We start from the raw sequence: 26,996 nt of genomic DNA on the forward strand, positions 1-26,996 counted from the left end.
AGACGATTGTATAGCTAACGAAGATATATATGAACAATATAACCACAGTACCAGCACAAGTAACAACAACGTTAACAATGCCCTTACTTCTTGCTCAAGTAAACGCTGAACTTAGCCTACATCAACTCGACTTAATCACAATAAAAGGCTCATACTCGCAGTTTTTTGATTATTTTAATTCTAAATTGGCTCCATCAATTAATAGCTGGATTGATGCTGTTAATTGCGATCATGCAGTCCAATCTAATATTAATAGCCATTATGGACATTTAGCTTTTTCACATTACCTGGCACGTCAATATGACCCTCTTCGCTGGTCAGCAGACGTTGCGGTTATGACCCGTGGCTTCATCAATATCACAGATACAAAACTATCGTTTAACTCGATTAATATTCATCATATTTACGATTATCTGGTAACTGAGCTAATTGATATCGATGATATGAAACACCAATTTAGTCATTTACTTATCACTGATAATATTAATTATTTATATCGTAATACACCACCGTGCATACATAGATATGCTATTGATAATAATGAGCTTATCGAAAAAAACGTTCAGCAAAATATATCAATGTTGTTTAAGTTATATCTAAAAACAATCGCAACCGCGACGCAAGCAATAGTACTCAATAAATAATTACAGCGATGAATCACCACATCATTCCCACAGCACATAGCTTATGAATGATGTGGCTATAACAGCCTTAAAGTAACTGTCTAAGTTTATGTTCCACTAATGGATCGTTTGGAACAAGTTGCTGTGCCATCTCTAACAATTGAATTGCATCTTGCGGATAATCATCTTGATGTTTAATCGCAATATCGATAAGAGGTTGTACATCAATTTGGGCCTGATGCTCTTGCACATGCGCTTCTTTTTCATCGATAAGAATATTATGCGCAGTACTCAATAAACCTAAACGATGCTCTGAGTAAGCATTCGCTTTATTAAGACTTTGATAATAATCTTCTTTAAAACGTAATGTCTTAGTCTGCTGACGAAACTGAGCAATATCAATTTTCTGATAGCGGATAAAATCCACAGCGACCTGCTTGTAAAAGCCAAATTTATTAAGGTAAGTAGCATGTGTACCATGCCCCATACCAAATACACGTAAATGAGTCAGTTCGGGATAACGTTTAGCATGTAAACGATCAATATTATTCGTCGGATCATAAATGATATAGCCTTTAGCTTTACCTAAATTGAGATCATGATAATCACCTTCCCAATCAAATTGCTGAGCTAGTGCAGTACTCGATCTATCATCCCACGGAGCAATAGATTTATTCTTAGTGCTTACAGGATGAAATAATAATACTTGATCAAGTTGCAGTAGGTTCGCAAAGGCACCAACGGCAAAACCACCACGGCTTAAACCATAGCCTAATCGATAATTAAAGGGCTCAAGCAGCGTTGTTAGTTGTTCAAGAAAGAATATTAAGTTACGACTACGAAACCAATTACTTTTGCCTAAATGTTGAAAAGAAATAACATTTACTTGTTGTTTTCGAGCTAAATGATAGCCCCATGGTGCGAAATCATCATCAAGATCTTGCTCCTGAACATTTGTACCTGCGGGAGAAAAAGTAAACAATAGCGGTTTATTTACATCAACAAACTCATACTTAACAAATACATCATCAAGTAAGTCCCCTCCAGACATCGGTAGTTGTGCTTGTTGCTGCGAACGCGAATGCGTTAACCACTCATCTAACCAATACAATAATTTCATTTAGCCCACCTTTAAAAACAACGGCGGAATTGTAACAAAGATAATCACTAAACGAAAATTTAGTTAGAACACTAATTATTAAAACAGATTAACCTCAACAATAAAGTGCCGCTACATTGTCCCTTCAACCCTCATTACTATTAATAGTCTTAATACAAAAAACTATAATCTAAAACTCTACTATATACATCTAAACTATACTGTATGAGGTGATTACCTAAATGCTATTCGATTGAAAAGATCAGTCATGTAGGAGGTTATTATGGCTATTTCAACAAGACTAAATGAATATTTACAGCAAAATCATATTGATTATCAAAAGGTTTATCATTACCACACTGAAGATTCCCTTGGTAATGCGGCAACATCCGGTATTCCACCGAAAATGGTCGCTAAAGCAGTTTTACTCTTAGATCATGAAGGCCGTAAAGTTATGGCAGTGTTAGCCGCTGACAAAAAGATAAATTTAGCGGTTCTTAATCATGAATTTAATGCTGAATATCATCTTCTTGATGAAAAAGAAGTTTATCGTCTATTCTCTGATTGTGAAAAAGGCGCAATTCCACCGATTGGTAGCGCATATAATATAGCGGTAATATACGACCAACAACTTGATGACCTAGATAATATTTATATTGAAGCGGGCGATCATCAAACCTTGTTACGATTAGATCATTATGCTTTCACTGAAATAATGAAGAATGCAAAACATATTCACTTTAGTAAAACAGTTTATCATTGATCTTAAATTCATAGCGCAATAAGAATAAATACCAGACAAACCTACCAATATACTTAGGTAACATAAGTATATTGGTCCTAAAACGGTAAATTCGCTATTTATCTGTAATACAACAAAAATACATTGACCTTCCCCATAGTGGAAGCTTTATGTTATTGCTTTCAATACCACATTTCGGAATCATCATGAAAAAATTATCTTTAGCTATTCTTTTATCGGCTTTACTTTCTACCACAGCCTTCGCAAGTGACAACGTCATCGACCATAGTAATCATATGCCAACGAAAGCAACAACCAATCTAGAGGCATCAAAAACAATGATGGATGACTCTATGACGGCAATGTCTGGTATGCATTCTTTAAAATTAACAGGTGATCCAGATTTAGATTTTATCGCTGGTATGCTACCGCACCATGAAGGTGCAATAGTGATGAGTGAATCGATTCTACCAACATTAACAGACCCAGCAGTTCATCAATTAGCTATTGATATTGTTAAATCACAGCAACAAGAAGTGATTTATATGAAGAATTGGTTAGCATCACATAAAGAACTACCACAAGATAAACGTGATATTGCTAATTCAGAAGAAATGATGACTAAGTCTATGAAAATCATGCACAACATGATGGAGGTTAAACTAACTGGCAATCCTAATATTGATTTTATGGCGGGTATGCTGCCTCACCATGAAGCCGCAGTAGAAATGGCCGAAGTTATCATGCCTTACTTAAAAGACCAATCAACTAAAACCTTTGCTAAAAACATTATCAAAGCGCAACTCAAAGAAATTGCGTTTATGAAAAAGTGGCTAAAAGAACATGCGCCAGCGGCACAAAAACTAACTCCAGCTAAAGATATGACATCAAGTCACAACCACCATTAGTCATAACTTCCAACTCTTATACGAAAATCCGACTTACTTTAAGTCGGATTTATCAGTTAATGCTATTTCCCAACAAACAATCCAATTATATGGCGCAATCATCAATAATATAAAAGTAAATCTAATTACTGATGACCATATTATTTACTCTGAAGATAAATTAACGCTTAATTAAAGCCGTAATAATGCAGTGAAAGACTCACTGCATTCTAAATATGAATTACAACCCACTATTAATTGAAATAACAATAATATTAACGCTTAAATTTATCTGCCCACTGTGGCCATAACGCCGCCAAATCCATATGTTGTTCAATCGTATCTGCTATACGATCAATACCTTGCTCTCGAATCTGATCAAAATCAGGCGTTTGAGTTGCTTCTAAACCAGCCCAACCCAAGATTGCATCACACGCCGCTTGTTGCTCAAAAATACCATGCAAGTAAGTTCCAAAAACTTGATTATCACAACCCAATTGACCATCAGGACCATCAGTTAATTGTAAAGGAGCATTAGCAGTCACACCTTGAGTGACACCGGCATGAATTTCATAGCCTTTAACCATAACAGGCACTTGATCAGGTAATGTTAGCGTACCCTCTGTTTGTTGAAGGCATTTGTTTTTTTCAATAGTAGTAGCGATAGATAAATATCCTAAACCGCGACTAATACCCGCCTCACCTTCAATAGCATACGGATCAGCAATGGTTTCACCTAACATCTGATAACCACCACAAATCCCCATTACTCTGCCACCAAAACGTAAATGCCGTTGGATCTGTTTATCCCATCCTTGTTCACGTAAAAAAGCTAAATCGCTGCGTACACTTTTCGTTCCCGGAATAATGACTAAATCAGCAGCAGGCAATGGTTGACCCTTACCTATAAATTGTAAATTAACTTGAGGGTGCATACGTAGTGGGTCAAAATCAGTATGATTACTGACGCGGGTTAAAACGGGGACTACCACATTTAATTGTTGCTCTGCAGCTTCAACTTGTTGACAATTTATCGCATCTTCAGCTTCTAACATTAGACCATGCAAATATGGCAACACACCTAACACCGGCTTACCGGTTTTTTGTTCGAGCCATTCTAAACCAGGTTCAAGTAATTTAATGTCGCCACGGAAACGATTAATAACAAAACCTTTAACTCGCGCTTGTTCTGACTCAGAGAGTAATGCAAGGGTGCCATAAATATGTGCAAACACGCCACCGCGATCAATATCAGCAATAATAATCACTGGTACATCGGCTTTTTCAGCAAAACCCATATTAGCGACATCATTTTCTCGTAAATTGATTTCAGCTGGACTACCCGCACCTTCAATAATAATAGTTTGATACTGTTGTTGCAGTAGCGTAAAAGATTCCATAATGGGTGTCATCACCACTTTTTTGTAATTATGATAACCAACCGCATTCATGTCAGCTAAAGCTTTACCTTGCACTATCACCTGCGCACCGACATCGGTATTTGGCTTAAGTAATACCGGATTCATATGTACACTAGGATCGATACCACATGCTTGAGCTTGAACAGCTTGTGCCCGCCCAATCTCACCACCATCTTTAGTTACTGCACTATTTAATGCCATATTTTGTGATTTAAAAGGAGCAACGTTAATACCTCTGCGCGCTAATACTCGACATAACCCAGCCACCAGTACACTTTTTCCTGCGTCTGAGGTTGTTCCTTGTACCATTAAGGCGCGTACCGTTGGTTGTAATGTATCCATCATTTCCTAATTCCATTTTTGTATAAAAGCCATTATCGTTGCAAAGTATTAATGATTATTACCGATAAGTTATAAAAACATACTTGCATAAGAACCAATATGATGTATATGATATTGATTATCATTTTTCTGAATCCCTTTTATGAATTATCTTATTTTCCCGACAATGTTGGTATGGCTTTTACTTGCGATTAGTGTTGGTTGTATCTTAACAAAAACAACTTCTTGGCGAATACCGCTAATACTCACATTAATAGCTGCTGTGGCATTTAATACACTTACAATTATTGGCGCCATAATTGTAATCAGTGGTATCGCTATAGCCAGCTTTACTGCACGACAACATACCAAATCGTTAATATATATTGGCCATGCTGCCGTTATCTTGTGGGCAGTAGGATTAATCATTCACATTTATCCTGGCATCAATAATTTATTAGTACTTGATAAGGTTATCAGTGGCCCACTCAGTCGCCCTTTTACACTTTACTTTAATATTGATAAGCCAATGCTTATTTTTGCACTACTAATACTAGTACCTAATATATTAAGTAATAACGAATATAACTGGCGTGATATTTCACTCTCACTCACTCAAAAAATCATTATTGGTGGTGGTTTAATTACCTTACCGTTATTAGCATGGGCATTACAGCTAGTAAAACCAGAATTAACACTACCATCATGGTGGTGGATCTTCGCTATTAATAATCTTATCTTCACCTGCGTTGCTGAAGAAGTGCTCTTTCGAGGGTATATTCAAGGGTTTTTATGTAAAAAATTATCAGCGCCGATTGCTATTATCATTGCCAGTATATTATTTGGATTAGTACACTTTGCCGGTGGTCCACTATTTATCATAATTGCGACATTAGCTGGTGTACTTTATGGTTTAAGCTATTATTGGACGAGGAAGATAACGGTCGCTATCGTGGTTCATTTTGCATTTAACTTACTACATTTAGTCTTTTTCACCTATCCACTACCATTGTAATAATGCAAGATAAAAAGAAGTTTTATCCCTTCTTTGGGTAAGCCGCAAGTGATTTAATCGCACCAAAGAAGGGATAAGGAGCAAGATGTAATGTCGAAATTATTGCTCATTGATGTTCTCAACAACCCTAAAATATTACTGAATATTGATGATAGGCTTAGTTATCAAATTATCACCGAAGCTCGTCACCTCTCGCTATTAGGCCAGTTAAAAGCACGTTGTGATAGAGCACATATCGAACAAGACCTGCCATTACCCATCCAACAGCAGTTGCTATCGGGATTTCATAGCTATCAAAAACAACAGCAACAATTACTGCTTGAGCACCAACATTTAAATGAACAATTACAGGGAATTATTAGCTCTTGGCGTTATTTACGTGGTAGTGCATTACAGTGGCTCGATAATGATATGTTTGCAGGTAGAATCAAACATAATATCGATATTTATGTTCCACAACAGCATGTGGTAAGCGTTGAAAAAGCACTGCTCAATAACGGCTGGCGTTACAAAAATATTGCTGACTATGAGGAAACCTTTTATCGTCGCTGGGCACAGCAAACTACACCTCTGATTCATAAACAACGGCGTACTGAACTCGCCATTCACTTTCAATTATTACCTAAAACATTAATCAATAAACTCAACCCTATACCACTGCTACACCATCATTTATCCCCCCCTGCATGTAAACCTGCAACATTATTATCACCCGATGCGATGGTACTTCACCAAGCGATTATGTTATTTAACCAAATTGATTATCATTATGGCTTACGTGATATTTACAGTTTATATCTACAATTTGTTTACTTTGGTCAGCAAGCAACTTTTTGGCATAATCTAATTCAACTCCACCAGCAAGTTGGTAATGATAATAGCCTTTATCTTGCAGTAAATTTATGCCGAGATTTATTTAACTTATCCGTTCCTGACAATGTGCTACTTTATTTTCAACAACATAAGTTAAGTCGATTATCCTATTGGCTATATCAACAACGTTTTATTAATAGGTTTATTTATCAATTTCCTTTACATCGCAATAGAGATTATCGAGATGCGGTAAAATCACTTCGGTTTAGAGGTCGTCTAAAACAGATGCCAATTTATTGTATTGTTCCCCATATTATTAAACGTTTAATTATTAATAGTATTCCACATGACGACGAAGAAGTGATTTACTAATTGCTAACGACCTACTCTATGACCAGTTTCGATCTATAACACAGTACCTAACATTACTTATCATGCTACTATGCGAAATCATTATCAGGGAAAGATAATTACGTTGAATAACATGTTGTTTTACAAACATACCAACATAAAAAGAGCAAAGAATGGGTCGTATTTGTGCATGGTGCAGGCGGAAGTTCTGCGATCTGGTTTAAACAAATAAAAGCCTACAAGCAACATTTTAATTTACTATTACTGGATCTACGTGGTCATGGTAAATCTAACACCATGTTCCAAGATGTAATCAACAATCACTATAGTTTCAAAATGGTGACTAAAGATATTATTGATGTTCTTAATCACCTCAGCATTCAATCAGCGCATTTTGTAGGTATCTCGTTAGGTACGATCATTATTCGCCATCTAGCTGAACTTGCCCCTGAACGCGTACAAACAATGACCCTTGGTGGCGCGGTTACACGGCTAAACACTCGCTCTCAATTACTGATAAAGCTAGGTAACTTTAGCAAGCATATTTTACCTTACATGTGGCTCTATCGATTATTTGCTTATGTCGTCATGCCACAAAAAAGTCAGCGTCAATCACGTCACTTATTTATCCGTGAAGCCAAAAAATTATGCCAACAAGAATTCAAACGTTGGTTTAAACTTGCAGCTGATGTCAATCCAATCATGAAATACTTTACAGAAAAAGAACTCACGATTCCAACGCTATATTTAATGGGTGAACATGATTATATGTTTATCCAACCAGTAAAAGACATGATTAAATCCCATAAAAACAGCATATTAACCAAACTATCAAATTGTGGTCATGTGTGTAACATTGAGCAACCAGAAGCGTTTAACTACCACTCTATTGGATTTATTCAACAGCACAGCCAAACCATTCGCTAATACTAACTCGGCTACTAACAATTATAAGCCACAGTGAGGCATTGCACACTCACTGGGCTCAAATTCAAATATAGTCTCTTTTAAACTGGCAATACTTTACTTAAAAAACGCTGTAATTGATCAGTCACAAATTGTGGCTGTTCAAGGTTACTAATATGCCCAGCTTCTGGAATAAGCACATACTCACTACCATCAATCGCATCATGCATTAATTGTGCTTCAAGTGGTGGACGTGGATTATCTTCTAGACCTGACATAATTAGTGTAGGAACCGTTAGCTGTTCAATATCATCAAAAGTATCACGGCGACCAAACACCATTCGTCCAATATCAGATACTGCGACAGCACGATCGCCTTGCAATTCTGCTAAATAATTGCGGAAATCGCTCACAAGTTTAGGGTTATGAATATGGCCTTCACGACGGAAGAATAATGGCGTAATGATGTCGATCAATGGTTGAGGTAGATGTTGTTGATCACGTAATGTATCTAGCATCGCAAAATATTTCGTATGCAATACCTCTGGTTCATAGCCTAAAAATGTATCCATTAACACTAATGCAGTGACTCGAGTTGGTGCTTTTAGGGCTAACTCTGCTCCCCACATACCACCAACTGATAAACCGATAACTGCAAATTGTTCAATGTTCAAATGATCCAATAATGCCAACACATTATCGGCATAATCGCGTAAAGTACGTGTCGCTAAAGGCGCACTATCAGAACCGCCATGAGCCCAGAAATCAGGTACAATACAGCGATAATGTTGGCTTAATACCGCTATTTGCGGTGCCCACATTGCACTATCCCATAAATAGCTATGACCAAAAACAAGCACTGGGCCCGTACCTTGATCACGGTAAGTCATCTGTTGACCATCAATAGCGAATGTTTGCATTGCTCGTATCCTTTCTTGATTAACATTTGAGTTAATATTGATTTGTTATTCATTGTTGTTGATCCGAGTTATCATAACAGTTACGCCATCGATGTAACTCGGTACTTATTACGAATATTAACTAATCCTTGACGATAAAACACCCAAGCACATAACCCTGCTGCAATATTACCTAACATTGCGCCAGTAAAAAGTCCTGGTAAGCCCGCAAAATGTGCCCCAATCCATAACACTGGTAGATAACACACAAATAATCGTAATGCAGAAATTAGCAATGCACGCATCGGTAACCCCATCGCATTACAAATTGACACCATCAGCATACAAATACCTAATGCCCCCAAACTAATAGGCACACGCACTAAGTGAATCATTAAAATATGCTGTACTGATACATCGCTGGTTAATAATTGTGTTAACGGCTGAGCGCTGACAAATAACACAGCAGCAATAGCAATCTGCCATACCAATACAAAACGAACTGCGATCATGATCAACGCTTCTATGCTGGCGATATCTTTACGGCCAAGCATTCGTCCAACCATTGGCGGCATCGACATTGTTAATGCCAGCACTACCACTAACGAAAAAAATTCCAGTCGAGATCCAAGAGCCCACGCAGCAACGGTAGCGGCGCCAAATCCTGCAACCAATTTCGTGGCCAGAATCGCCGAAACTGGTGGTAATAATTGGCTCAACATTGCAGGTGCCATAATATGAATTAATTCTTTAATCGCTTTATAAACGGCAAGTCCGCGCCAGTCAAAACTCAGCCATTGACGTTTAATCAATAACGGGAATACCACTAACATGCCAATACTAAACGAGACTATCGTCGCCCATGCTGCACCATTAATACCCATATTAAAAGTAAACATAAACAGTGGATCTAATCCAATGTTAAGCACACTGGTAATTACCATCATAATACCTGGTAATAACGTATTACCATTAGCACGACAGATACTGTAGGCAAAATACACCATCGAACCACACCAAGCACTTGCTAACCAAACAGGCCAATAACTATCGATAACAGCAAACACATTTGATGGTGCGCCAAGTAACCATAACAGTTGATGACGTCCAAACCATATTGCCGCGCACAATGCCATAATCCCCAAATCACCGATAATCACCACCACACCGCCTAATTGGCGTGCACGATGATGATCATTAGTACCTAGTACCCGTGAAATTAATGCTGTCGTCGCAATACCTAAACCAACTTGCAAACCGATAACTAACATTTGCATGGGTAAGGTAAAACCTTGTGCAGCCAGAGGTAGGATCCCAAGCTGCCCAATAAAAGCACTATCTACAAGCTGAAAACTCATCAGCGACATAACCCCAAATAACATCGGCCATGTCATAGAAAACAGTTGATGTGCTAAACCGCGTGATCCTGAGGGAGTGATTGTTTTTACATTCATAATGACAACTTAAATAAAACGTTAGCAGAAAACATCTAGCGTCAAGCCACAACCTTGTACTCAATACCAATAAAAAATCCCCGCCGTAGCGAGGATTAAAAAATAACTATGTAGCTTAAATTAACGTATAACTAATTTTACTAAATCCGCAGGGCGATAATAAATAGATTTTAATACTTTGCCTGTACGAATAAGTTTACCATCAACCTCAACATCTTGAGCACATTTCGCAATAATATAATCACCTTTAGTACTCGCCATCAATGAGACACCTTGCTGAGCATAAAAAGCTTCAGTTTCGTCATATTGCTGCTGACTACGGCATACTTTACTCATGTTGCTTGAATGCACTTCATTCCAACAATCAATAAATGTAAATCCTAGGCGCTCAGACATCTGTAATAAAATATCAATTAAGTAACTGATACCAATATTATCACCGATTTTTTTATCGCCTAAATGAACCAAACGTCCCATCAATACATACACTGAATCAACAATAGCATCCGCTTGTTCTACCAATGAATCAGCTTCAGCAAGCTCTGTCATTTCTTCAACCGCCAATGACGTATGTAACGCATCAGCTTGAGCATCAAGACTAGCCGGATTTTCAATATCTAAATCAAAGGTGGAACGAAACTCTCGAATATCGCTGTAAAGGTGATCGAAAAGGGGTTGGTCTAGCGTAGAAAGCTTCATTCGAATATCCTTGTTTCTGGTTTAAGGGGATACGTTTTTTATCGTCCACAATACATTTTTATGATCAACAAAATCACGCAACGGTCGAAGATACTAATCCAATCCTTAGCCAGATACAAAACCAATTACCTAAAAACCGTCAGCTTGACGACAAAACATACTTTACCATTATCGGCATACGCTAAAACGCAACAATTGAGATATCATTATTCGTATTTAATCACTTGCGAATTAAAGTAAAGCCAATAAAATTTCTACCGTAACTCTCTCTGTTGAGATAATAATATACATGTTGGAGAAGTGATGATTGCAGGTCACCGTGGCGCGCGCGCAGTCGCCCCAGAAAACACATTAATATCCATGAAAGCAGCCGCTGATGCTGGTGCTAAATGGATAGAGACGGATACTCAACTTTGCGACGATTTAATCCCAGTCATTATTCATGATAAGAGCGTCCGTCGCTGTACCAATGGTTCAGGAAGTGTACGTCATAAGCCACTCAGTGAATTAAAGCAATTAGATGCAGGAAGCTGGTTTGCCGCTGAATTTGTAGGTGCAACAATTCCAACACTAACAGAATTACTGCAAGCCTGTGATGATTATGGATTAAACCTTAACCTTGAGATCAAAGTCCATTATGAAGAAGAAGTCGAACTGCAAGTACGTAAAACGATAGAAGCAATTAAAGACTACGGCTTTGATATAGAACGACTGATTCTTTCCAGTTTTTCCTATAACGCGGTAAAGCACTGTTTAAAACAATGGCCTGAAGTTCGCCGTGGGCTAATCATCGAAGATTGGGTGCCTGATATTTCACGTTTAGATGCAAAACTTGATCTCTACAGCATTCATTTAGATCATCGTTTACTGACGAAAAAACTTGCAAAAGAAATTACCGATTCAGGAAAAGTACTCCAAATATGGACGATGAATGATCCTAAGAAGGTAGATAAGTTTACCCGTTGGGGTGTTAGCACAATTATTAGTGACGATCCTGGTTTATTAATCTCCGCAGCAAGAAAATAAGACTCATCACCAGACACTTCATTTGCGAGTCAATTCATTTACTGATCATTGATTGGCTCGCAACAAGCGACAATTATATTGCTCGTTCTTATTTTATCCTCAACTCAATTCAGCCCTTTTATCTATATTAATGCTTCAATAGATCATCACTAAAAGCGGATCTTTATATTTCAAAATAATATAAACAATTTATGTTTGATATCATTAAAATGTAACTATATGTTTATAAATAGTATAAATCAATGTTCATCTATTTATAACTCTCTTTTATTACACACAAAATCAGATAATTATGCAACCAACTGTCAAACGACAATTTATTTGATATCTAGTGGAGCACATTATTCATGTCAGCCTATGACACAGTATGTATAATGGCAGCCATTGCTGTCTTTATCTCAATTATTAACCACCGTATTGGTAAGTTCCAACCTACCATCGCTATCACTGGCTGGTCGATAGCAATATCATTTATCCTCTTAATATTAAGCAAGTTAGGCTATATTCCACTTAATGATGAGCATGAACTGATTCAGATGGTACAAGGCGTCAAATTTGATGACTTCTTACTCAAAGGTGTCTTAGGTTTCCTACTCTTTGGTGGCGCGCTAAATATCCAATTACCTCATCTTAAAGATCAAAAGTTTGAAATATCTTTCCTTGCTCTTGCTGGTACCGTCTTTTCAACTTTCTTTATCGGTACAGTACTATGGGCAATATTTAAGGTCTGTACTATTGATATCGATTTTATTTATTGCTGCTTATTTGGTTCATTAATTTCCCCAACCGATCCTATTGCGGTACTCGCTATTGTTAAAAAGCTTAATGCTCCACAGCGAATCTCAACCCAAATAGAAGGTGAATCACTGTTTAATGATGGTGTTGGCCTAGTCATTTTTGTCACTCTATTCGAAATTGCATTTAGTAAAACAGCCCCTACTGTATCAAGCACTGCAATATTATTTATACGTGAAGCATTAGGCGGAATTGCATTTGGTGCTGTACTTGGGGTTATATTCCACTTCTTAATTAAAACCTCGCATGACAATATGTTCCGCTTAATTTTAACCATTTTAATTCCAACATTTGGTTATGTCGTGAGCGAACATATTGAAGTCTCAGCACCACTAGCCATGGTTGTAGCTGGTATTATTATTGGTAATTGGACGCGTAACACTATCTCAGAGACAGCTTCTCATCAGATATCACATTTATGGGAACTTGCTGATGAAATTCTAAACGCGATTTTATTCTTATTAATCGGCTTTATGATGATCACCTTCACCTTCCACACCATTGATATAGTGGCTGTTGTGATTGCCATACCGTTAGTATTACTAAGTCGCTATCTCACGATCAAATACTCTTATAAAATCTTTGCCCGATACCGCAACTATAATCCATTATCAGTAAAAATATTAACATGGGGTGGATTACGTGGAGGATTAGCGTTAGCGATGGCAATGGCTATTCCAACAGGGATCCCAATTGGTTTTAGTCCTGATATTGATGTTAAAGAAATCATTGTATTAATGACTTATGCGGTAGTAATTTTCTCGATTATCATCCAAGGATCAACAATTACACCAATGATTTACAAAGCAAAAGCAGAACAAGAAAAAATGGATCAAGCGTCTGTAAAGACCACTGAAAATACAGACTCTTCAGCAACTGATAACAACAAATAACCAAGGATATTTTATGTTCTGGATCCATCACCATCATATGATCATTGCATTTATTGCACTTGGAGCGGCTTTTGCTGCTGGTCTGATGGGCGTATTTAATCAGGCTAAAGACAATTAAGCATAGCTCGCTATTTATACACTAGTAACTATCTACGGTAATATTAACAATACAAAGGCCACCGCCAACCATGGTGGCTTTTTTATGCAAACGTTACTTATATTGTGTTAAAATGTAATAAAGATGTTGACCACCAAAAAATTAGTCATATGATAAACGTTACCTATTGATTAACTGTTATGACGCTTATGAGCAAGGATTGCACTCTCGTTGAATGGAACAAAGATCGTATTTGGTATTGTAATATGCCATACCGAATCGCAGGTGCGCCAATTGGGCATCGAATGACTATTATCAAATTAGATAACAACAAACTATTTATTCACTCCCCCATTGAAATTAATACCGCATTACAACAACAAATTAGCCAACTAGGTGAAGTGGCTTATGTAGTAACACCCAATAAAAGTCATAATATTTACTTGTCTGATTGGTGGTTAGCCTCTCCTCAAGCCTATTTTTATGCGCCTCCAGGGCTCATTCATAAACGAGGAGACCTAACATTTGATGATGCACTTGGCAATAAAACACCACTTCATTGGCAAGGCCAATTATTGCAAACCGTCATTCGGGGTAGCGATACTATGGAAGAAATTGCTTTTTGTGACCCACAATCTAAAACACTTATTTTAGGTGATGCCTTAGCTTGGATGGTGGAAAGTACTCACCCCCTTACCTTTGCAATTGCTATGATTAATGGTTGTTATTTTAAACCGGCGATGCCGTGGTATTGGCGTATAACCTTTCAAAACCATACTCAGCTTAGACAATCCATTCAAGAGATCCTCACTTGGCCCTTTGAACGTATTATCTTGTCACATGGCAAACTAATTGAACATGATGCAAAAGCACATTTTTCCGCCGCATTTAGTTGGGTAATACCATATAAAGTGAAAATAGCAACGACTAAATTGATGTAAAAAAATACATATATAGGTTATTTAAATATATAAAACACAATTAATATCAATTTATGTGCAAGATCAATATTGCTCTTATTTTAAAGGCGCATAGTAATAAACATAAGAATGATAACAACACGCATTGGAGCTTTTAGTTATACTAAATCGCTCGAGTTAGGAGTTAACTAATGAATCTATTTAAACTTTATTCTCGTGATATTCTAGGTCTTAGCGTCATTGGATTTTTTATCTTAAGTATCCTCGGCATGATTTTCGGTACTATTGCGTTATTCAATTATGCCAGTGGTAACACGACATTAGCAGTATCAAATGCACATCTTGCTGTATTACATATTGCTTTTATTATTCCCGCATTAATCATTGGCCACTATATCAATCGTCCTTCTTGGGTTGCAGCGGTAGACAAAATCAAATTTGCGCGCGAAATCAAACAATCTTGAGACTTATCAAACACGATGACTAAGCCTCATTTATCTGCAAATTTCTGACGCAATAATGTAACCATTGCGCGCGTTTTTTCCGGTAAAAAACGCCGTGATGGATACACTAAGGTCATCATAATATCGGAGTAATTAACATCAGTTAATACCTGTACTAGCTTTCCCTGTTGCAAAAATTCTCGCATTAAAATATTCGGCAATAACGCGATTCCTTGTCCTAAACTTGCCATCTGCTGAATAATATTAATATCTTCAGACACTAACCGTAACTGCGTCCCCTCTTGTAGCAAGGTTGCATTATAACGGCTAGCTAATAACCAATGCTGCTGTAATTCAGCGATTGATTTAGGCTCAGTATGTTGTTGTAAATATTCTGGTGATGCAAATAAACCATTACTTGAGGTTAAAAATGTTTGTTGAACATAATCTAAATTAATAATTTCAGCCATATTCGGTAATAATTGCAAATCAATATTTTCTCTTTCTAAATCAACGCTTTTTTGTAAATACAATAACTCTAACTTCACCAATGGAAACTGACGCGAATAAGCATCTAAAACTTCGGCAAACATCGGAGATGCAATAAAAGACGCTGTCGAAGCCAACCTAAATACGCCCTGTAAGCTATTTTGCTGGCTCTCAAGTAAATTAATTGCGTGATTAACATCCGTTAATGGCTGACTGATATGTTGATACAACAACTGCCCATTTTCAGTTAATTCAATATGCCGAGTAGTGCGAATGAGTAACTGGCAATGAAGTGCTTTTTCTAATTCTTGCAGCCGCCGACTCACTTTTGAACGTTGTAATCCATGAGCAGTTGCTGCAGCACTTATACCGCCATGACGTACTGTTAGCATAAATAAATACAAATCATCCATTGATGCTTTCATTAAAACCCCCAACATTGTCCTATTTTTAGGACGCAAGTGTGACATTAGTCACGATACTCAATCAAGCTAATTATTCTTATACTAGTCAGATTGCTCGTATCTTTGGAATCTCCTATGTCTCATTCTCACACTACTTTTCAGCGCTGGATGCGTTGTTTGATTGTTCTTTTTATTCTACTAATGGCCTATATTGTTATTGCTGATAGATATGTCCCATTAACCAGTGAAAGTCGTGTTCAGGGTTACGTTGTACAAATCGCCCCTGAAGTTTCAGGTACAATTACCCAAGTAGACATTAAGAATAATCAAACAGTAACCAAAGGCGAGTTACTATTTCGTATTGATGATCATAAATATCGCTTAGCGGTTGATCAAGCCCAAGTAGCCTTAGAACAAGCACACCAACAAGAACAAGCCCTGTATGCACAAGCCAGTGTTGCTCAAGCGAATATTGCCACCAGCCAAGCCAATTATAATAACGCCCATCGTGACTTTAAACGTGTTAGCCAATTAGCCAAAAAACAATTAGTTTCAGCATCAATGCGTGATAATGCTTATGCGAAAAACCAAACTACACTGGCTAATTTAGCGGCAGCGAAACAACAAGAGGTAGTGATAAAAACTCAGCTAGGGCCGAAATTAGGCCAAAGTACCGTGGTGCTAGCAGCTGAAAATGCATTAGCCCAAGCCAAACTCAACTTAGCCCATACTCGAGTCATTGCACCAAGCAATGGTGTGATCACCAATCTTCAAGTTGATATTGGTACTATGGCAAATGCTAATCAACCAATGCTCACCTTTATTCCTACTGATTCAATGTGGGTAACGGCTGATTTTAGAGAAAAGTCAATTTCTAATTTTCACGATCATTCAAGCGCTTATGTCGCTTATGATGCTTTACCCGGCCAAGTGTTTCCATTAACCGTCAATAATCGTGATTATGGTGTCGCAGCGGCTCAACAAGTTGCTAATGGTCATCTTACAAGCATCGAAACCAGTAACCGCTGGGTTCGTGATGCACAGCGAGTACGCGTCAACTTCACCAGTCAACAACCATTACCACCACAATTATTTGTTGGCTCTCGTGCTACGGTGGTTGTCTACCCTCAGCAAGATCCTATATGGCAATTGTTAGCTAAAATCGAAATCCATTTAGCCAGTGCACTGCATTTTATTTACTAACTAAAATGAGTTGTTAATACAATTAGTGATTAATTTACGGAGTCACAACTTATGAAAACAATGCGACTTTGGTTTGGCTGCGTAGTGGGTCTAGCTATTAGCATGATATTTGGCTGGTCATACGGATTTTTTGCAGCCTTATTACCGATCATTATTATGACAAATGCAGATCACTGGCACTGGAATAATTATCAACAACTCGTCGTGGGTATTATTTGGGTCACAATTGAAGTCAGTTTAATTAATGGCTTTTTCCAATCATCGCCGCTACTTTTGACGGCCGTTGTTGGAGTATTTTTTCTCGAAAAATGTGTTGCGATGAGCCATAAAAGTAGCTATTTATTTGGCTTTGTTGGCTTACTTGTCGGCTCTATTGCACTTAATTTTGCCAGCTATAGTAGTTTTGATTTGGAAGACTTTTCAGTGACCTTGTGGTGTAGCGCAATGGTTACTGTGCCTATCTGCGCTCTAGCCTTTTATCTCTTTCCAGAGCCCATGATTGCAACAACAGTAGACACCACCAATAATGAGCAACGTTACGATCATATCGGCATGATACGACAAATAGCCCTCGGTTGGATCATCGCCATGCTAGCTTTTTTGGTATTTCAAATTGGTGATCTCAATGATTCATTATCAGCCCAAGCATCAATATTAATTGTACTGGCACCGATGACCTTAATTGGCTCATTGGCAGCAGCTAAAATACGTATTATTGGTACCTTTCTTGGCTGTTTAGCTGGCTTAATTATTCAGATTGGACTTTATTCATGGGCAGATAACGGCATACTATTTATTATGGCCTATGCTATCGCTGCCGGGATTTTCTGCTCTTGGTTAGCGCTTGGTACTATCAAATCTAGCATTGCTTTTTCAGCAATGTCAGCTTTAACCGTACCGCTTACAAGCTCATTAATACCCGATAAAAAAGATGCGGTGTTTGCTATTTTTTATCGCTTTAGTTCCATCTTTATTGCTGTGGTTTTAACGTCTATGGCTATTTGGATAATCCATCACTTTCTCGTTCGAGTGATTAAATCACCCGATGAACATTTTAGCCACTGATGCTATTAATCCCATAATTTCTTTACATTAAATACAAAAAAGCCTCCAATTTAGGAGGCTTATACAATATCAATATTGCTATTACTTACAGAATACACGCGCTTGACGTGGTGTGTAGACACCAAAAGTAACTACACTTAATAAGCCATTAACAAAAGTTTGCTGTACTTCAACTTTAGCAACTTTATCAACACCGCCACATAGTTTTGCGGCATCTACAGTTTTATGTTGGCCAATACCCGAAACAAAAAATGGCTGAGATTTATTTAATTCAGCTGCTTGATTCTGTGGTGCAGGTGACATAATAAAAGTTTGTCGAGCACAACCCGTCATAACAGTTGCAGCAATTACTGTAGCAAGAATAATTTTTTTCATTACGTTAGCTCTAAAATGGGTAAATAAAAGTAATATTCATTTAAACACATAAACAATCACTATCGTATCCTTTTAAAGCATATTTATACTAAATGTTGATTTATCAAACTTAATGTTTACCTTTTAAGCAAACAATCATAATTATGATATAAACAATGGAATGATTTATAAAATATTACGCCAAATCATCTTTAGTCACACTGACACCTTTAATTTGAGCGAAAACCTGCTCACCAACCTTAAGTTCTAGTTCATCTGCAGCCCATGCAGTAATATTGGCCCACAAATGCGTCTCACCAATACGTAGTTTTACTTCTACATGTTCGTCATCAGCATAATGAATTTTATCAATTCTTGCCGCAAGAATATTACGAATACTACTTGCTTGAGGGTAATAGCGTGTAATCGACACATCATTAGAAAATATTCGAACTCGCACCCACTCTCCTCGTTGATGAGGTAATTGTGTTACCCATAGCGATGCATCATGGCTAAGCGCCACTTGAGTTAATGCATAACGGGGATGATTAATATTCACCCGCGCACTTAACAACGAACTCTGCTCTTTCGCTGGTAGCCAAGGCCGCATTTCTGGGGAACTCCAAACAGAATTCACATGACCTGATATTAAGACTTTGCCCTGATTAAGCATTACCATTGAGTCAGCTAACCGCAGAATTTCATCTAAGCTATGAGTGACATAAATAATCGGAGTATTTACTCCTTGCGCTAATTTTTCTAAATAAGGCATCAATTCTTGTTTACGTGGCATATCTAATGATGCTAACGGTTCATCCATTAACAACATATCGGGCTTAGTCAGTAATGCCCGCCCTATTGCTACTCGCTGTTTTTCCCCCCCAGATAACGAGACAGGGTAACGCTGGAGTAATGGTGCAATGCCCAGTAACTTAACCACATCATCAAAATGTTGTTGGTCAGGCAGTTTAACCCCGTAATTTAAATTACCTTTAACAGTGTAATGAGGAAATAAGCGCGCATCTTGGAACACATATCCAATATTGCGTTTATCAGCACTTAACGCAACACCCTGTTGGCTATTAAATAATACTCGCTCACCAAGTTGGATATAGCCGTTATCGGGATGACTTAAACCACTAAGTACATTGACTAAAGACGTTTTTCCCGCGCCAGAACGTCCAAAAATAGCAGTGATACCTTGCATTGGAACATCAAGATCAATCGCCAATGCGAGATCACCTAATTGCTGGGTAAAACTCATTTTTAGCCGTTTTTGCGGTGTTTTAGTACTCATTACGCTGCCCCCAGTCGTTTTCTCGCAATACGAGTCAGCCATTCAGAGGCAAATAATGATAATAACGCGATAATAATAGCAACCACACATAGACGAGCCGCTTCACTTTCTGCACCAGGGGTTTCAATAAAGGAATACATTGCTAAAGGAATGGTTTGGGTTTGACCTGGAATATTAGAGACAAAGGTAATAGTGGCACCAAACTCTCCTAACGCACGTGCAAAGGCTAAAATAGTGCCAGTAAGGATACCAGGGATCATTAATGGTAACGTGATAGTAATAAAGACTCTAAAAGAAGATGCCCCTAGCGTACGTGCCGCTTGTTCTAATTTTTTGTCAACACCTTCTAGTGCTAATCTAATTGATCGTACCATCAATGGAAATGACACCACCGCCACGGCAAGTGCCGCACCGCGCCAACTAAAACTAAAACTAAATCCAAACCACTCATAGAGCCACTTACCAATCGTACCTTGACGACCCATAGTGATTAACAATAAATAACCAATAACCACCGGTGGTAATACTAACGGTAAATGAATCAGCCCATCTAATAATGATTTACCCCAAAATTGACGTCGAGCCAATAGCCAAGCACAGCCAATTCCTAATGGTAAACTGAAGATCACCGCCACACTGGCAATTTTCAAACTTAAAAATAACGCTTCTAATTCATATTCAGTAAGCACTAACAATAATCCTGTGGAGTTTTTATTTGTTATAGCAATAGCATAGGTAATCATTTACTTGCAGTCAGCAATGATTTGATCTCCGTGCTGTATTCGCTGTTTTTTTAAACGTAATTTAGATAAACACAAAAGGTACTAAGCTTTCACTCAGTACCTTATTATTAATTTACTATTTATGCTTTAACTAACAACTATTTTGTTACTTGGTCAAAACCGTAAGATTTGAAAATTGCAGCCGCTTGAGGTTGTTGCAGATACTGATAAAAACCTTTCGCTGCAGGTGTAACATTACCTTTTACCAAAGCCATTGGATATACAATAGGCTTATGTGAGTCAGCAGGAAATTGATAGACAGTTTTTACTTTTTTAGAAATCTCAGCATCTGTTTTATAAACAATACCTAATTGTGCTTCTCCGCGCTCCACAAGTACTAACGCAGAACGCACATTATTTGCACTTGCTAATAATGGCTGGGCTTGCTTCCATAGCCCTAAATATTCTAACGCCTGTTTTGCATAAATACCGGCTGGCACATAATTAGGATCCCCTACTGCTAAGCGTGTACCGTCTAATGCTTTAGCCAAATCCCAACTAGCACTAACTTTGACTTTATTTTGTGGGTACGATAATGGCGCAACCATAACTAAGCTATTTTTGACAATATCTTTGCGAGTGTTCGCAGCTATTGCCCCTTGCTGCTGCGCATAATCCATCCATTTTTCATTAGCTGATAAATAGATATTTGCAGGTGCTCCTTGACTCACTTGACGTGCTAAAGCAGACGATGACGCAAACGATAATGTGGTTTCTACGCCTATTTGTTGTTGATATTTAGCAGCAATAGCATTCAGAGCATTCGTCAGGGATGATGCAGCGAACACAGTAACTTTTTCAGCTGCTAAAGCTGGTTGAGCAAACAGGGATAATACAGCAGCAGTAATAACAACAGATTTTAATGACATAACAGACTCCATAATATTTCGATATATAGTAATGTATATATCGATATTTACCAAGCATAACTTTATGCCAATGGCATTACTTAACTCAACTTTGATCATGTGGTCATCGCAGCTATAGCCTGCCATCACTATCAGAATTGTAAAATTAACAAAATAAGTTTTTTATAATTGAGGATTTATATGCATAAAAATAGGCATATTATCCTCGAAGTATTAGATCATTTATAACGTACTATAGTGAGTATCATATGAAAATTCTTATCCATGTTAATCAACCTGAACGTTGGGAAATTGCATTAAATAATGTTAAAAATATCATTGCAATGGATAACACCGCAACGGTAGAGCTTGCATTAAACGGTGAAGCACCTGCCCTTGTTACCACGGCAATACTTGCACAAAACAAACATACCGACATTATTAATAACTTCGTTCAAAACAACGTTATTATTACTGTATGTCATCACTCACTTGTTAATCTAAACATTAGCCCTAAAGAGTTATTTGAAGGTATTGAAGTTGTACCATCTGGTGCATACGAAATTGCTCTACGTCAACACCAAGGATTTGGCTACCTTAAACCATAGTGATAAAAAAGAAGAGATGTAAGGCGTGTAATTTTAATCCTACAGAATTAAATAACATTAAAAGCAATCGATTACTATTTCCTAAATTGAGCTTTTTTATACCTTTTATTTCTTAATTTCACGCCTTCAACAAGATCTTGATCACAAATAAAAGTAATGCATAAAATAGTTATTTTCATTCAATTATTGCACTGTATTATCGGCGAAAATCCATCGTCGCGGTAATACATCATGTTTAAAAAAACGTTACTTGCTGTTTCTCTAGCTGCTACTTCGCTTATTAGTACATCAGCTTATGCAATAGAAAATGTCGATTTGTTGATAAAAAATGCAACTGTCCTAACTATGGATCAGGACAAGACAGTATTTGATAACGGCTTAGTTGCTGTAAAGGGCAATAAGATTTATGCCGTTACTGATGGTATGGATATAAACGAATACAAAGCCATTAAAACCATTGATGCCGATGGTGACATCGTTATGCCGGGTCTAATCAACTCCCATACTCATGCTTCAATGACCGTTTTCCGCTCAATGGCAGATGATGTGCCAGACCGTTTACACCGTTATATTTTTCCACTAGAAAAAAAATTAGTATCGCGTGATATGGTACGTATTGGCGCACAACTAGGTAACGTAGAAATGCTAAAAGGCGGCGTAACGACTTACGCTGACATGTATTATTTTGAAGATGAAGTAGCAAAAACCGTCGATCAAATAGGTATGCGTGCCATCCTCGGTGAAACTATCATTCAATTCCCTGTCGCAAGTGCAAAAACACCTGAAGATGGTATTAAATATACGCTGAATTTTATTGAACAATATAAAGATCACCCGCGTATTACACCAGCATTTGCCCCACATGGCCCATACACTAATTCAACTGAAACACTACAAACTATTGCTAAACTATCACTAAAACACGATGTACCAGTAATGATGCACCTTGCTGAATCTGATCGTGAGCGTGAAGTTATTGCAGAGCGTTCAGGTGGCCTATCTCCAATTAAATACATGGAATCAATCGGCGCATTAAACTCTAACTTCTTAGCTGCACACGTAATTGATGCAAATGATGAAGACATCGCTATTTTGAAAAAGCATGATGTTGGTGTTGCTCACAACATGAGTGCTAATATCAAATCAGCCAAAGGCGTGGCACCTGCGTTAAAAATGTTTAATGACGGATTACGCATTGGTTTAGGCACTGATGGTCCAATGTCTGGCAATACACTAAGCACCATTGATGAGTTTAACCAAGTCGCTAAAGTACATAAACTAGTTAATAAAGATCGTGCTGCAATGCCTCCAATCAATGTCATTGAAATGGCAACTATTGGTGCAGCACGTGCTTTACACATGGAAGATAAAATTGGTTCTTTAGAAGTCGGAAAGCTAGCTGATATCATTGTTATTGATACTAAAGCACCGAATATGATCCCTGTTTATAATCCATATTCTGCATTAGTGTATTCTGCTTATGCGACTAACGTTAAACACTCTGTTGTTGACGGGAAGTTGCTAATGGAAGACCGCAATATTCTGACTGTTAACGAGAAAGCAGTACGTGATGAAGCATTAAAATTTGCTGATGTAGTACGTAAAACCGTGATCGAAAGCGGCGAAATCGTGCAATAATCCTCACGTTAATCTGTATATAGAAAAGAGTGTGCTGCACTCTTTTCTATTCATTCTGGGGCAATGCTTGCAATACCTCGAATCGTTGGCTGTACAACAGCTATCATCTTGCACATTTTTTCATATTTAATCTCTTCAATAACAAAACCTGCATCAATGATAGATTGTTCCGTTGTCCGATTTAGATGACAATTATCCGCCACTCGACGCCAAATAAAATTAAGCCGTCGTTGCCAATGATAACAACTGGATCCAGGCTCTGCAGCTACATGCTCTAAGAAAATAAACCGCCCCGTTGGTTTTAATACCCGTTTAATTTCTTGCAACGACGCCGCAACATCCTTAACAGAACAACAGACTAATGACACGAACACATAATCAAAAAAATCATCTTCAGCTTCAATATGATCGGTTGAACATGATAAAACTGTTGCTTCAATACTTGATTGTGAATGTAATTTTTGTTCTAACTGCATCCGCATATGTTGATCTGGTTCTGATAAATAGAGTGTTAACGATGTTTTTTGTGGATAAAGCTCTAAACTAGCTCCAGTACCAGCACCGATCTCCAACACCTTGCCGTCGACGTTTTCAAGTAGTATTCTACGCCATTCAATCAAACAGGCTTCTTCGGTATGTTGCATTACCTTGTCGTAAAATAAAGCCATAAAAAAAGACATCACAAAATTCCGTAATCATAAAGTCATAACTTTAACACTTTAAAAGCAATAAACAGAATTTTCACTAATCTTTATTATTAACAATAAAATAGAATATCAAAACGTAAAAACTTGCTAATAATTTACGGTACAGATAATATCAACAATAGTCACTCATGAGCATGTGAAATTGAATGGACATCAAGCAGAGAATAACCAGTACTTACCGTTATATTGAACCTAATTTATTTATTATCGGGCTATTTGGTAGCATAGGTTTCCCTGCTTATTATTTCATCTGGGTTTATATCTTTCCGCAGCCCTATGAAAACTTACCATTACGCATAGTATGTGCCTTACTCTTTTTACCATTTGCTATTAAAGCATACATGCCAAGCATATTTTATCGTTATAAAGAAAAGCACTTTGTGTTTAGCATATGTTTTTGCTTACCTTTTTTCTTTTGTTATATGATGATACGCAATGAATGGTCCGTTGAATGGATAATGTCTTTCATGGCCGCCATTTTTTTATCTATTATTATTATCTATGACTGGCTAATTATTCTGATTTTTACCACGATAGCGGCGTGTACAGCAGCTCTAATGGGCTATCTAACAATGGGAAATATTGGTAATGGTTTTCATTCCTCATATCTCATTGTATTCAGTTTCTCTTATTTTACTGGCATTTGTTTTAATTATCGCAATCGAATAGAAATTGAAAGTAAACAACTTTTTTCGCGATCTTTCAGCAGCGGTATTGCTCATGAAATGCGTAATCCTCTTGGTGCCTTATACGCATCTCAAGAAGTATTATTAGAACTTCTACCCGAAAGTTTAACTGATGATCCTCTGCATAATCGTCTAATATCTAATGCTGAAATAAGTAAATTACGAAATATAATTAAAGACAATATTTCAATAATAAATAATGGTCATAATACAATAAATTTATTATTGAGTTCGATTGACAATCAAAAAATATCACCAAACTCATTTCATCACTTCTCTATTAATGAAGTTATTAATAATGCTCTAGATGTCTACGGTTACAAAAATAAAAGTGACCGGGAGTTGGTTTTTTTTCAAATGAATAAAGATAATCTTTTTTTCGGAAATGATATTTTACTCCGTTATGTTATTTTTAATCTATTGAAAAACTCTTTTTATTATAAAGACAAAACTAATTTCAAGATCATTATTTCTGTTTATAGCAAAAATAACGAAACCATTATTAGTGTTAAAGATTATGGTAAGGGAATATCGTCAACATCAATAAAAAACATATTTACTGAATATTACACTTCAGGGAAAAAGAACAATACTGGCTTAGGATTATCTTTCTGTAAAAAAGTAATCGATGCCTTTGCTGGATCAATCGAATGTTATTCAACAGAAAATATATCCACAACATTTATTATCCGCTTACCTATCATCACATCACCAGCAGTGGATAAAATGAAATATGATCTGATGAGTATTAAGAAAATATTATTTATCGGTAATCAGAATAAAATATTATCTGATATTAATCATTTAGCATTCTTTTATAACTTCGAACTTTTTTATAAAAAAGCGTCTTTATATAATATAGCTGATCTTGATACAAATAATTATGATTGCATTATCATTGATATAAATACAATCAACAATACCCTATTAACTGAACTACAAGAGAAAATAGCAACAACAACTATTAAAATAATAGTTATTCACCATAAAAATGATGCTCAAAAAATAACGTTATCGAAGGCATACGAATCTTATGTCTTTGAGTATGATCATATAGACAAGTTGCAACAAAAATTAATCACACAAATTTTTACTCAAAAAAAACCAAACAATATTTTATTTGACACAATCAATTCCAATAAAACTAAAATTATGATTGTTGATGATAATATCTCATTACGTTTATATTCTGGTATTTTGTTAAAAAATGCAGGTTATGATGTTATTGAAGCTGATAATGGTCTTACTGCTCTCAATTATTTACAAGAAACGACAGTTGATCTCATACTAATGGACTCACAAATGCCAATTATGTCCGGTATCGAGGCAACAAAAGAAATTAGAACTAATAATCAATATTGTTCACATCAACATATCCCTATTATCTGTTATTCTGGTTCATTAGATGAACTTCAAAAAGAACACTTAGTTAATGTCGGTATAACTGACTTTTTACTTAAACCCTCATCTAAAAAAACACTATTAAATATTGTTAATCAATGGCTTTAATC

26 protein-coding genes are annotated in these 26,996 nt (G+C 36.9%); 15 read left to right on the forward strand and 11 right to left on the reverse strand.

What is annotated here, in order from left to right:
* Positions 1 to 29 precede the first annotated feature (29 nt).
* Positions 30 to 644 (forward strand): hypothetical protein, encoded by a 615-nt coding sequence (locus tag PPBDW_RS17250; protein ID WP_036790776.1) that lies wholly within the window; start codon positions 30 to 32, stop codon positions 642 to 644.
* A gap of 67 nt (positions 645 to 711) precedes the next feature.
* On the opposite strand, the gene PPBDW_RS17255 is transcribed toward PPBDW_RS17250, so the two are convergent.
* Positions 712 to 1,743 (reverse strand): hypothetical protein, encoded by a 1,032-nt coding sequence (locus PPBDW_RS17255; protein ID WP_036790779.1) that lies wholly within the window; start codon positions 1,741 to 1,743, stop codon positions 712 to 714.
* A 262-nt stretch (positions 1,744 to 2,005) separates the two neighbouring features.
* Between PPBDW_RS17255 and PPBDW_RS17260 the strand changes: the two genes are divergently transcribed.
* Together PPBDW_RS17260 and PPBDW_RS17265 are read left to right on the forward strand one after the other, a co-directional pair.
* Positions 2,006 to 2,485: an aminoacyl-tRNA deacylase gene (locus tag PPBDW_RS17260; RefSeq protein WP_036790781.1), complete on the forward strand. Its 480-nt coding sequence runs from the start codon at positions 2,006 to 2,008 to the stop codon at positions 2,483 to 2,485.
* Positions 2,486 to 2,670: 185 nt separating this feature from the next.
* The gene (locus tag PPBDW_RS17265; RefSeq protein ID WP_054262156.1) at positions 2,671 to 3,372 is read left to right on the forward strand and encodes a DUF305 domain-containing protein; all 702 of its coding nucleotides are present in this window, start codon (positions 2,671 to 2,673) and stop codon (positions 3,370 to 3,372) included.
* A 254-nt stretch (positions 3,373 to 3,626) separates the two neighbouring features.
* Here the strand turns inward: PPBDW_RS17265 and PPBDW_RS17270 are convergent, their stop codons facing one another.
* A complete protein-coding gene (locus PPBDW_RS17270; protein ID WP_036792841.1) occupies positions 3,627 to 5,114 on the reverse strand; it encodes a cobyric acid synthase in 1,488 nt (495 codons plus the stop codon).
* Between the two features lie 142 nt (positions 5,115 to 5,256).
* Here PPBDW_RS17270 and PPBDW_RS17275 point away from each other — a divergent pair, with 142 nt between their 5' ends.
* From PPBDW_RS17275 to PPBDW_RS17285, 3 genes are all read left to right on the forward strand, one after another.
* Positions 5,257 to 6,108 (forward strand): CPBP family intramembrane glutamic endopeptidase, encoded by an 852-nt coding sequence (locus PPBDW_RS17275; protein ID WP_036790783.1) that lies wholly within the window; start codon positions 5,257 to 5,259, stop codon positions 6,106 to 6,108.
* A 90-nt stretch (positions 6,109 to 6,198) separates the two neighbouring features.
* A complete protein-coding gene (locus PPBDW_RS17280) occupies positions 6,199 to 7,293 on the forward strand; it encodes a nucleotidyltransferase family protein (RefSeq protein WP_036790786.1) in 1,095 nt (364 codons plus the stop codon).
* Between the two features lie 165 nt (positions 7,294 to 7,458).
* Entirely contained in the window at positions 7,459 to 8,199 is a 741-nt protein-coding gene (locus PPBDW_RS17285; RefSeq protein ID WP_036790789.1) for an alpha/beta fold hydrolase, read from the forward strand.
* Between the two features lie 80 nt (positions 8,200 to 8,279).
* On the opposite strand, the gene PPBDW_RS17290 is transcribed toward PPBDW_RS17285, so the two are convergent.
* The 3 genes from PPBDW_RS17290 to PPBDW_RS17300 form a co-directional block, all read right to left on the reverse strand.
* Positions 8,280 to 9,098, reverse strand: a complete 819-nt coding sequence (locus tag PPBDW_RS17290; protein ID WP_036790791.1) for an alpha/beta fold hydrolase — start codon at positions 9,096 to 9,098, stop codon at positions 8,280 to 8,282.
* A gap of 80 nt (positions 9,099 to 9,178) precedes the next feature.
* Positions 9,179 to 10,531, reverse strand: coding sequence for an MATE family efflux transporter (locus tag PPBDW_RS17295; RefSeq protein ID WP_036790794.1), 1,353 nt, complete (start codon positions 10,529 to 10,531; stop codon positions 9,179 to 9,181).
* 120 nt (positions 10,532 to 10,651) lie between these two features.
* Complete coding sequence (locus PPBDW_RS17300) at positions 10,652 to 11,230, reverse strand: nucleoside triphosphate pyrophosphohydrolase family protein (RefSeq protein WP_036790797.1); 579 nt, start codon at positions 11,228 to 11,230, stop codon at positions 10,652 to 10,654.
* 303 nt (positions 11,231 to 11,533) lie between these two features.
* Between PPBDW_RS17300 and PPBDW_RS17305 the strand changes: the two genes are divergently transcribed.
* The 4 genes from PPBDW_RS17305 to PPBDW_RS17320 all read left to right on the forward strand — a co-directional run bounded on the left by PPBDW_RS17305 (position 11,534) and on the right by PPBDW_RS17320 (position 15,425).
* Positions 11,534 to 12,256: a glycerophosphodiester phosphodiesterase family protein gene (locus PPBDW_RS17305; protein ID WP_036790800.1), complete on the forward strand. Its 723-nt coding sequence runs from the start codon at positions 11,534 to 11,536 to the stop codon at positions 12,254 to 12,256.
* Between the two features lie 347 nt (positions 12,257 to 12,603).
* Complete coding sequence (locus PPBDW_RS17310; RefSeq protein WP_036790804.1) at positions 12,604 to 13,944, forward strand: cation:proton antiporter; 1,341 nt, start codon at positions 12,604 to 12,606, stop codon at positions 13,942 to 13,944.
* 306 nt (positions 13,945 to 14,250) lie between these two features.
* Positions 14,251 to 14,982 (forward strand): DUF4336 domain-containing protein, encoded by a 732-nt coding sequence (locus PPBDW_RS17315; protein ID WP_036792842.1) that lies wholly within the window; start codon positions 14,251 to 14,253, stop codon positions 14,980 to 14,982.
* Positions 14,983 to 15,152: 170 nt separating this feature from the next.
* Positions 15,153 to 15,425, forward strand: coding sequence for a hypothetical protein (locus PPBDW_RS17320; protein WP_036790807.1), 273 nt, complete (start codon positions 15,153 to 15,155; stop codon positions 15,423 to 15,425).
* Between the two features lie 26 nt (positions 15,426 to 15,451).
* Here PPBDW_RS17320 and PPBDW_RS17325 read toward each other — a convergent pair whose 3' ends face one another.
* Positions 15,452 to 16,318, reverse strand: a complete 867-nt coding sequence (locus PPBDW_RS17325) for a LysR family transcriptional regulator (RefSeq protein ID WP_036790810.1) — start codon at positions 16,316 to 16,318, stop codon at positions 15,452 to 15,454.
* 114 nt (positions 16,319 to 16,432) lie between these two features.
* Between PPBDW_RS17325 and PPBDW_RS17330 the strand changes: the two genes are divergently transcribed.
* Positions 16,433 to 17,500 carry an HlyD family secretion protein gene (locus PPBDW_RS17330; protein WP_036790813.1) on the forward strand — a complete coding sequence of 356 codons (1,068 nt, stop codon included), beginning with the start codon at positions 16,433 to 16,435 and terminating at the stop codon, positions 17,498 to 17,500.
* A gap of 51 nt (positions 17,501 to 17,551) precedes the next feature.
* Positions 17,552 to 18,565, forward strand: coding sequence for a DUF2955 domain-containing protein (locus tag PPBDW_RS17335; protein WP_036790815.1), 1,014 nt, complete (start codon positions 17,552 to 17,554; stop codon positions 18,563 to 18,565).
* Positions 18,566 to 18,646: 81 nt separating this feature from the next.
* Here the strand turns inward: PPBDW_RS17335 and PPBDW_RS17340 are convergent, their stop codons facing one another.
* From PPBDW_RS17340 to modA, 4 genes are all read right to left on the reverse strand, one after another.
* Entirely contained in the window at positions 18,647 to 18,940 is a 294-nt protein-coding gene (locus tag PPBDW_RS17340) for a Bor family protein (RefSeq protein WP_036790818.1), read from the reverse strand.
* A gap of 175 nt (positions 18,941 to 19,115) precedes the next feature.
* Positions 19,116 to 20,216, reverse strand: a complete 1,101-nt coding sequence (modC, locus tag PPBDW_RS17345) for a molybdenum ABC transporter ATP-binding protein ModC (RefSeq protein WP_054262157.1) — start codon at positions 20,214 to 20,216, stop codon at positions 19,116 to 19,118.
* Positions 20,216 to 20,905 carry a molybdate ABC transporter permease subunit gene (gene modB / locus PPBDW_RS17350; RefSeq protein WP_036792847.1) on the reverse strand — a complete coding sequence of 230 codons (690 nt, stop codon included), beginning with the start codon at positions 20,903 to 20,905 and terminating at the stop codon, positions 20,216 to 20,218. Before modB ends, modC begins: the two co-directional genes overlap by 1 nt.
* A 191-nt stretch (positions 20,906 to 21,096) precedes the next feature.
* The gene (gene modA / locus PPBDW_RS17355; protein ID WP_082386851.1) at positions 21,097 to 21,867 is read right to left on the reverse strand and encodes a molybdate ABC transporter substrate-binding protein; all 771 of its coding nucleotides are present in this window, start codon (positions 21,865 to 21,867) and stop codon (positions 21,097 to 21,099) included.
* A 248-nt stretch (positions 21,868 to 22,115) separates the two neighbouring features.
* Between modA and PPBDW_RS17360 the strand changes: the two genes are divergently transcribed.
* Both PPBDW_RS17360 and PPBDW_RS17365 read left to right on the forward strand, forming a co-directional pair.
* The gene (locus PPBDW_RS17360; protein WP_052671611.1) at positions 22,116 to 22,454 is read left to right on the forward strand and encodes a DsrE family protein; all 339 of its coding nucleotides are present in this window, start codon (positions 22,116 to 22,118) and stop codon (positions 22,452 to 22,454) included.
* Between the two features lie 231 nt (positions 22,455 to 22,685).
* Positions 22,686 to 24,092, forward strand: a complete 1,407-nt coding sequence (locus PPBDW_RS17365; protein WP_036790821.1) for an amidohydrolase — start codon at positions 22,686 to 22,688, stop codon at positions 24,090 to 24,092.
* A gap of 50 nt (positions 24,093 to 24,142) precedes the next feature.
* Here PPBDW_RS17365 and PPBDW_RS17370 read toward each other — a convergent pair whose 3' ends face one another.
* Positions 24,143 to 24,772: a class I SAM-dependent methyltransferase gene (locus PPBDW_RS17370; RefSeq protein WP_036790824.1), complete on the reverse strand. Its 630-nt coding sequence runs from the start codon at positions 24,770 to 24,772 to the stop codon at positions 24,143 to 24,145.
* A 173-nt stretch (positions 24,773 to 24,945) separates the two neighbouring features.
* On the opposite strand from PPBDW_RS17370, the gene PPBDW_RS17375 reads away from it, so the two are divergent.
* On the forward strand, positions 24,946 to 26,994 hold the full coding sequence (locus PPBDW_RS17375; RefSeq protein WP_036790827.1) for a hybrid sensor histidine kinase/response regulator: 2,049 nt from the start codon (positions 24,946 to 24,948) through the stop codon (positions 26,992 to 26,994).
* Positions 26,995 to 26,996: the final 2 nt, after the last annotated feature.

Source organism: Photobacterium kishitanii, assembly GCF_000613045.3.
Taxonomy (GTDB): Bacteria; Pseudomonadota; Gammaproteobacteria; order Enterobacterales; family Vibrionaceae; genus Photobacterium; species Photobacterium kishitanii.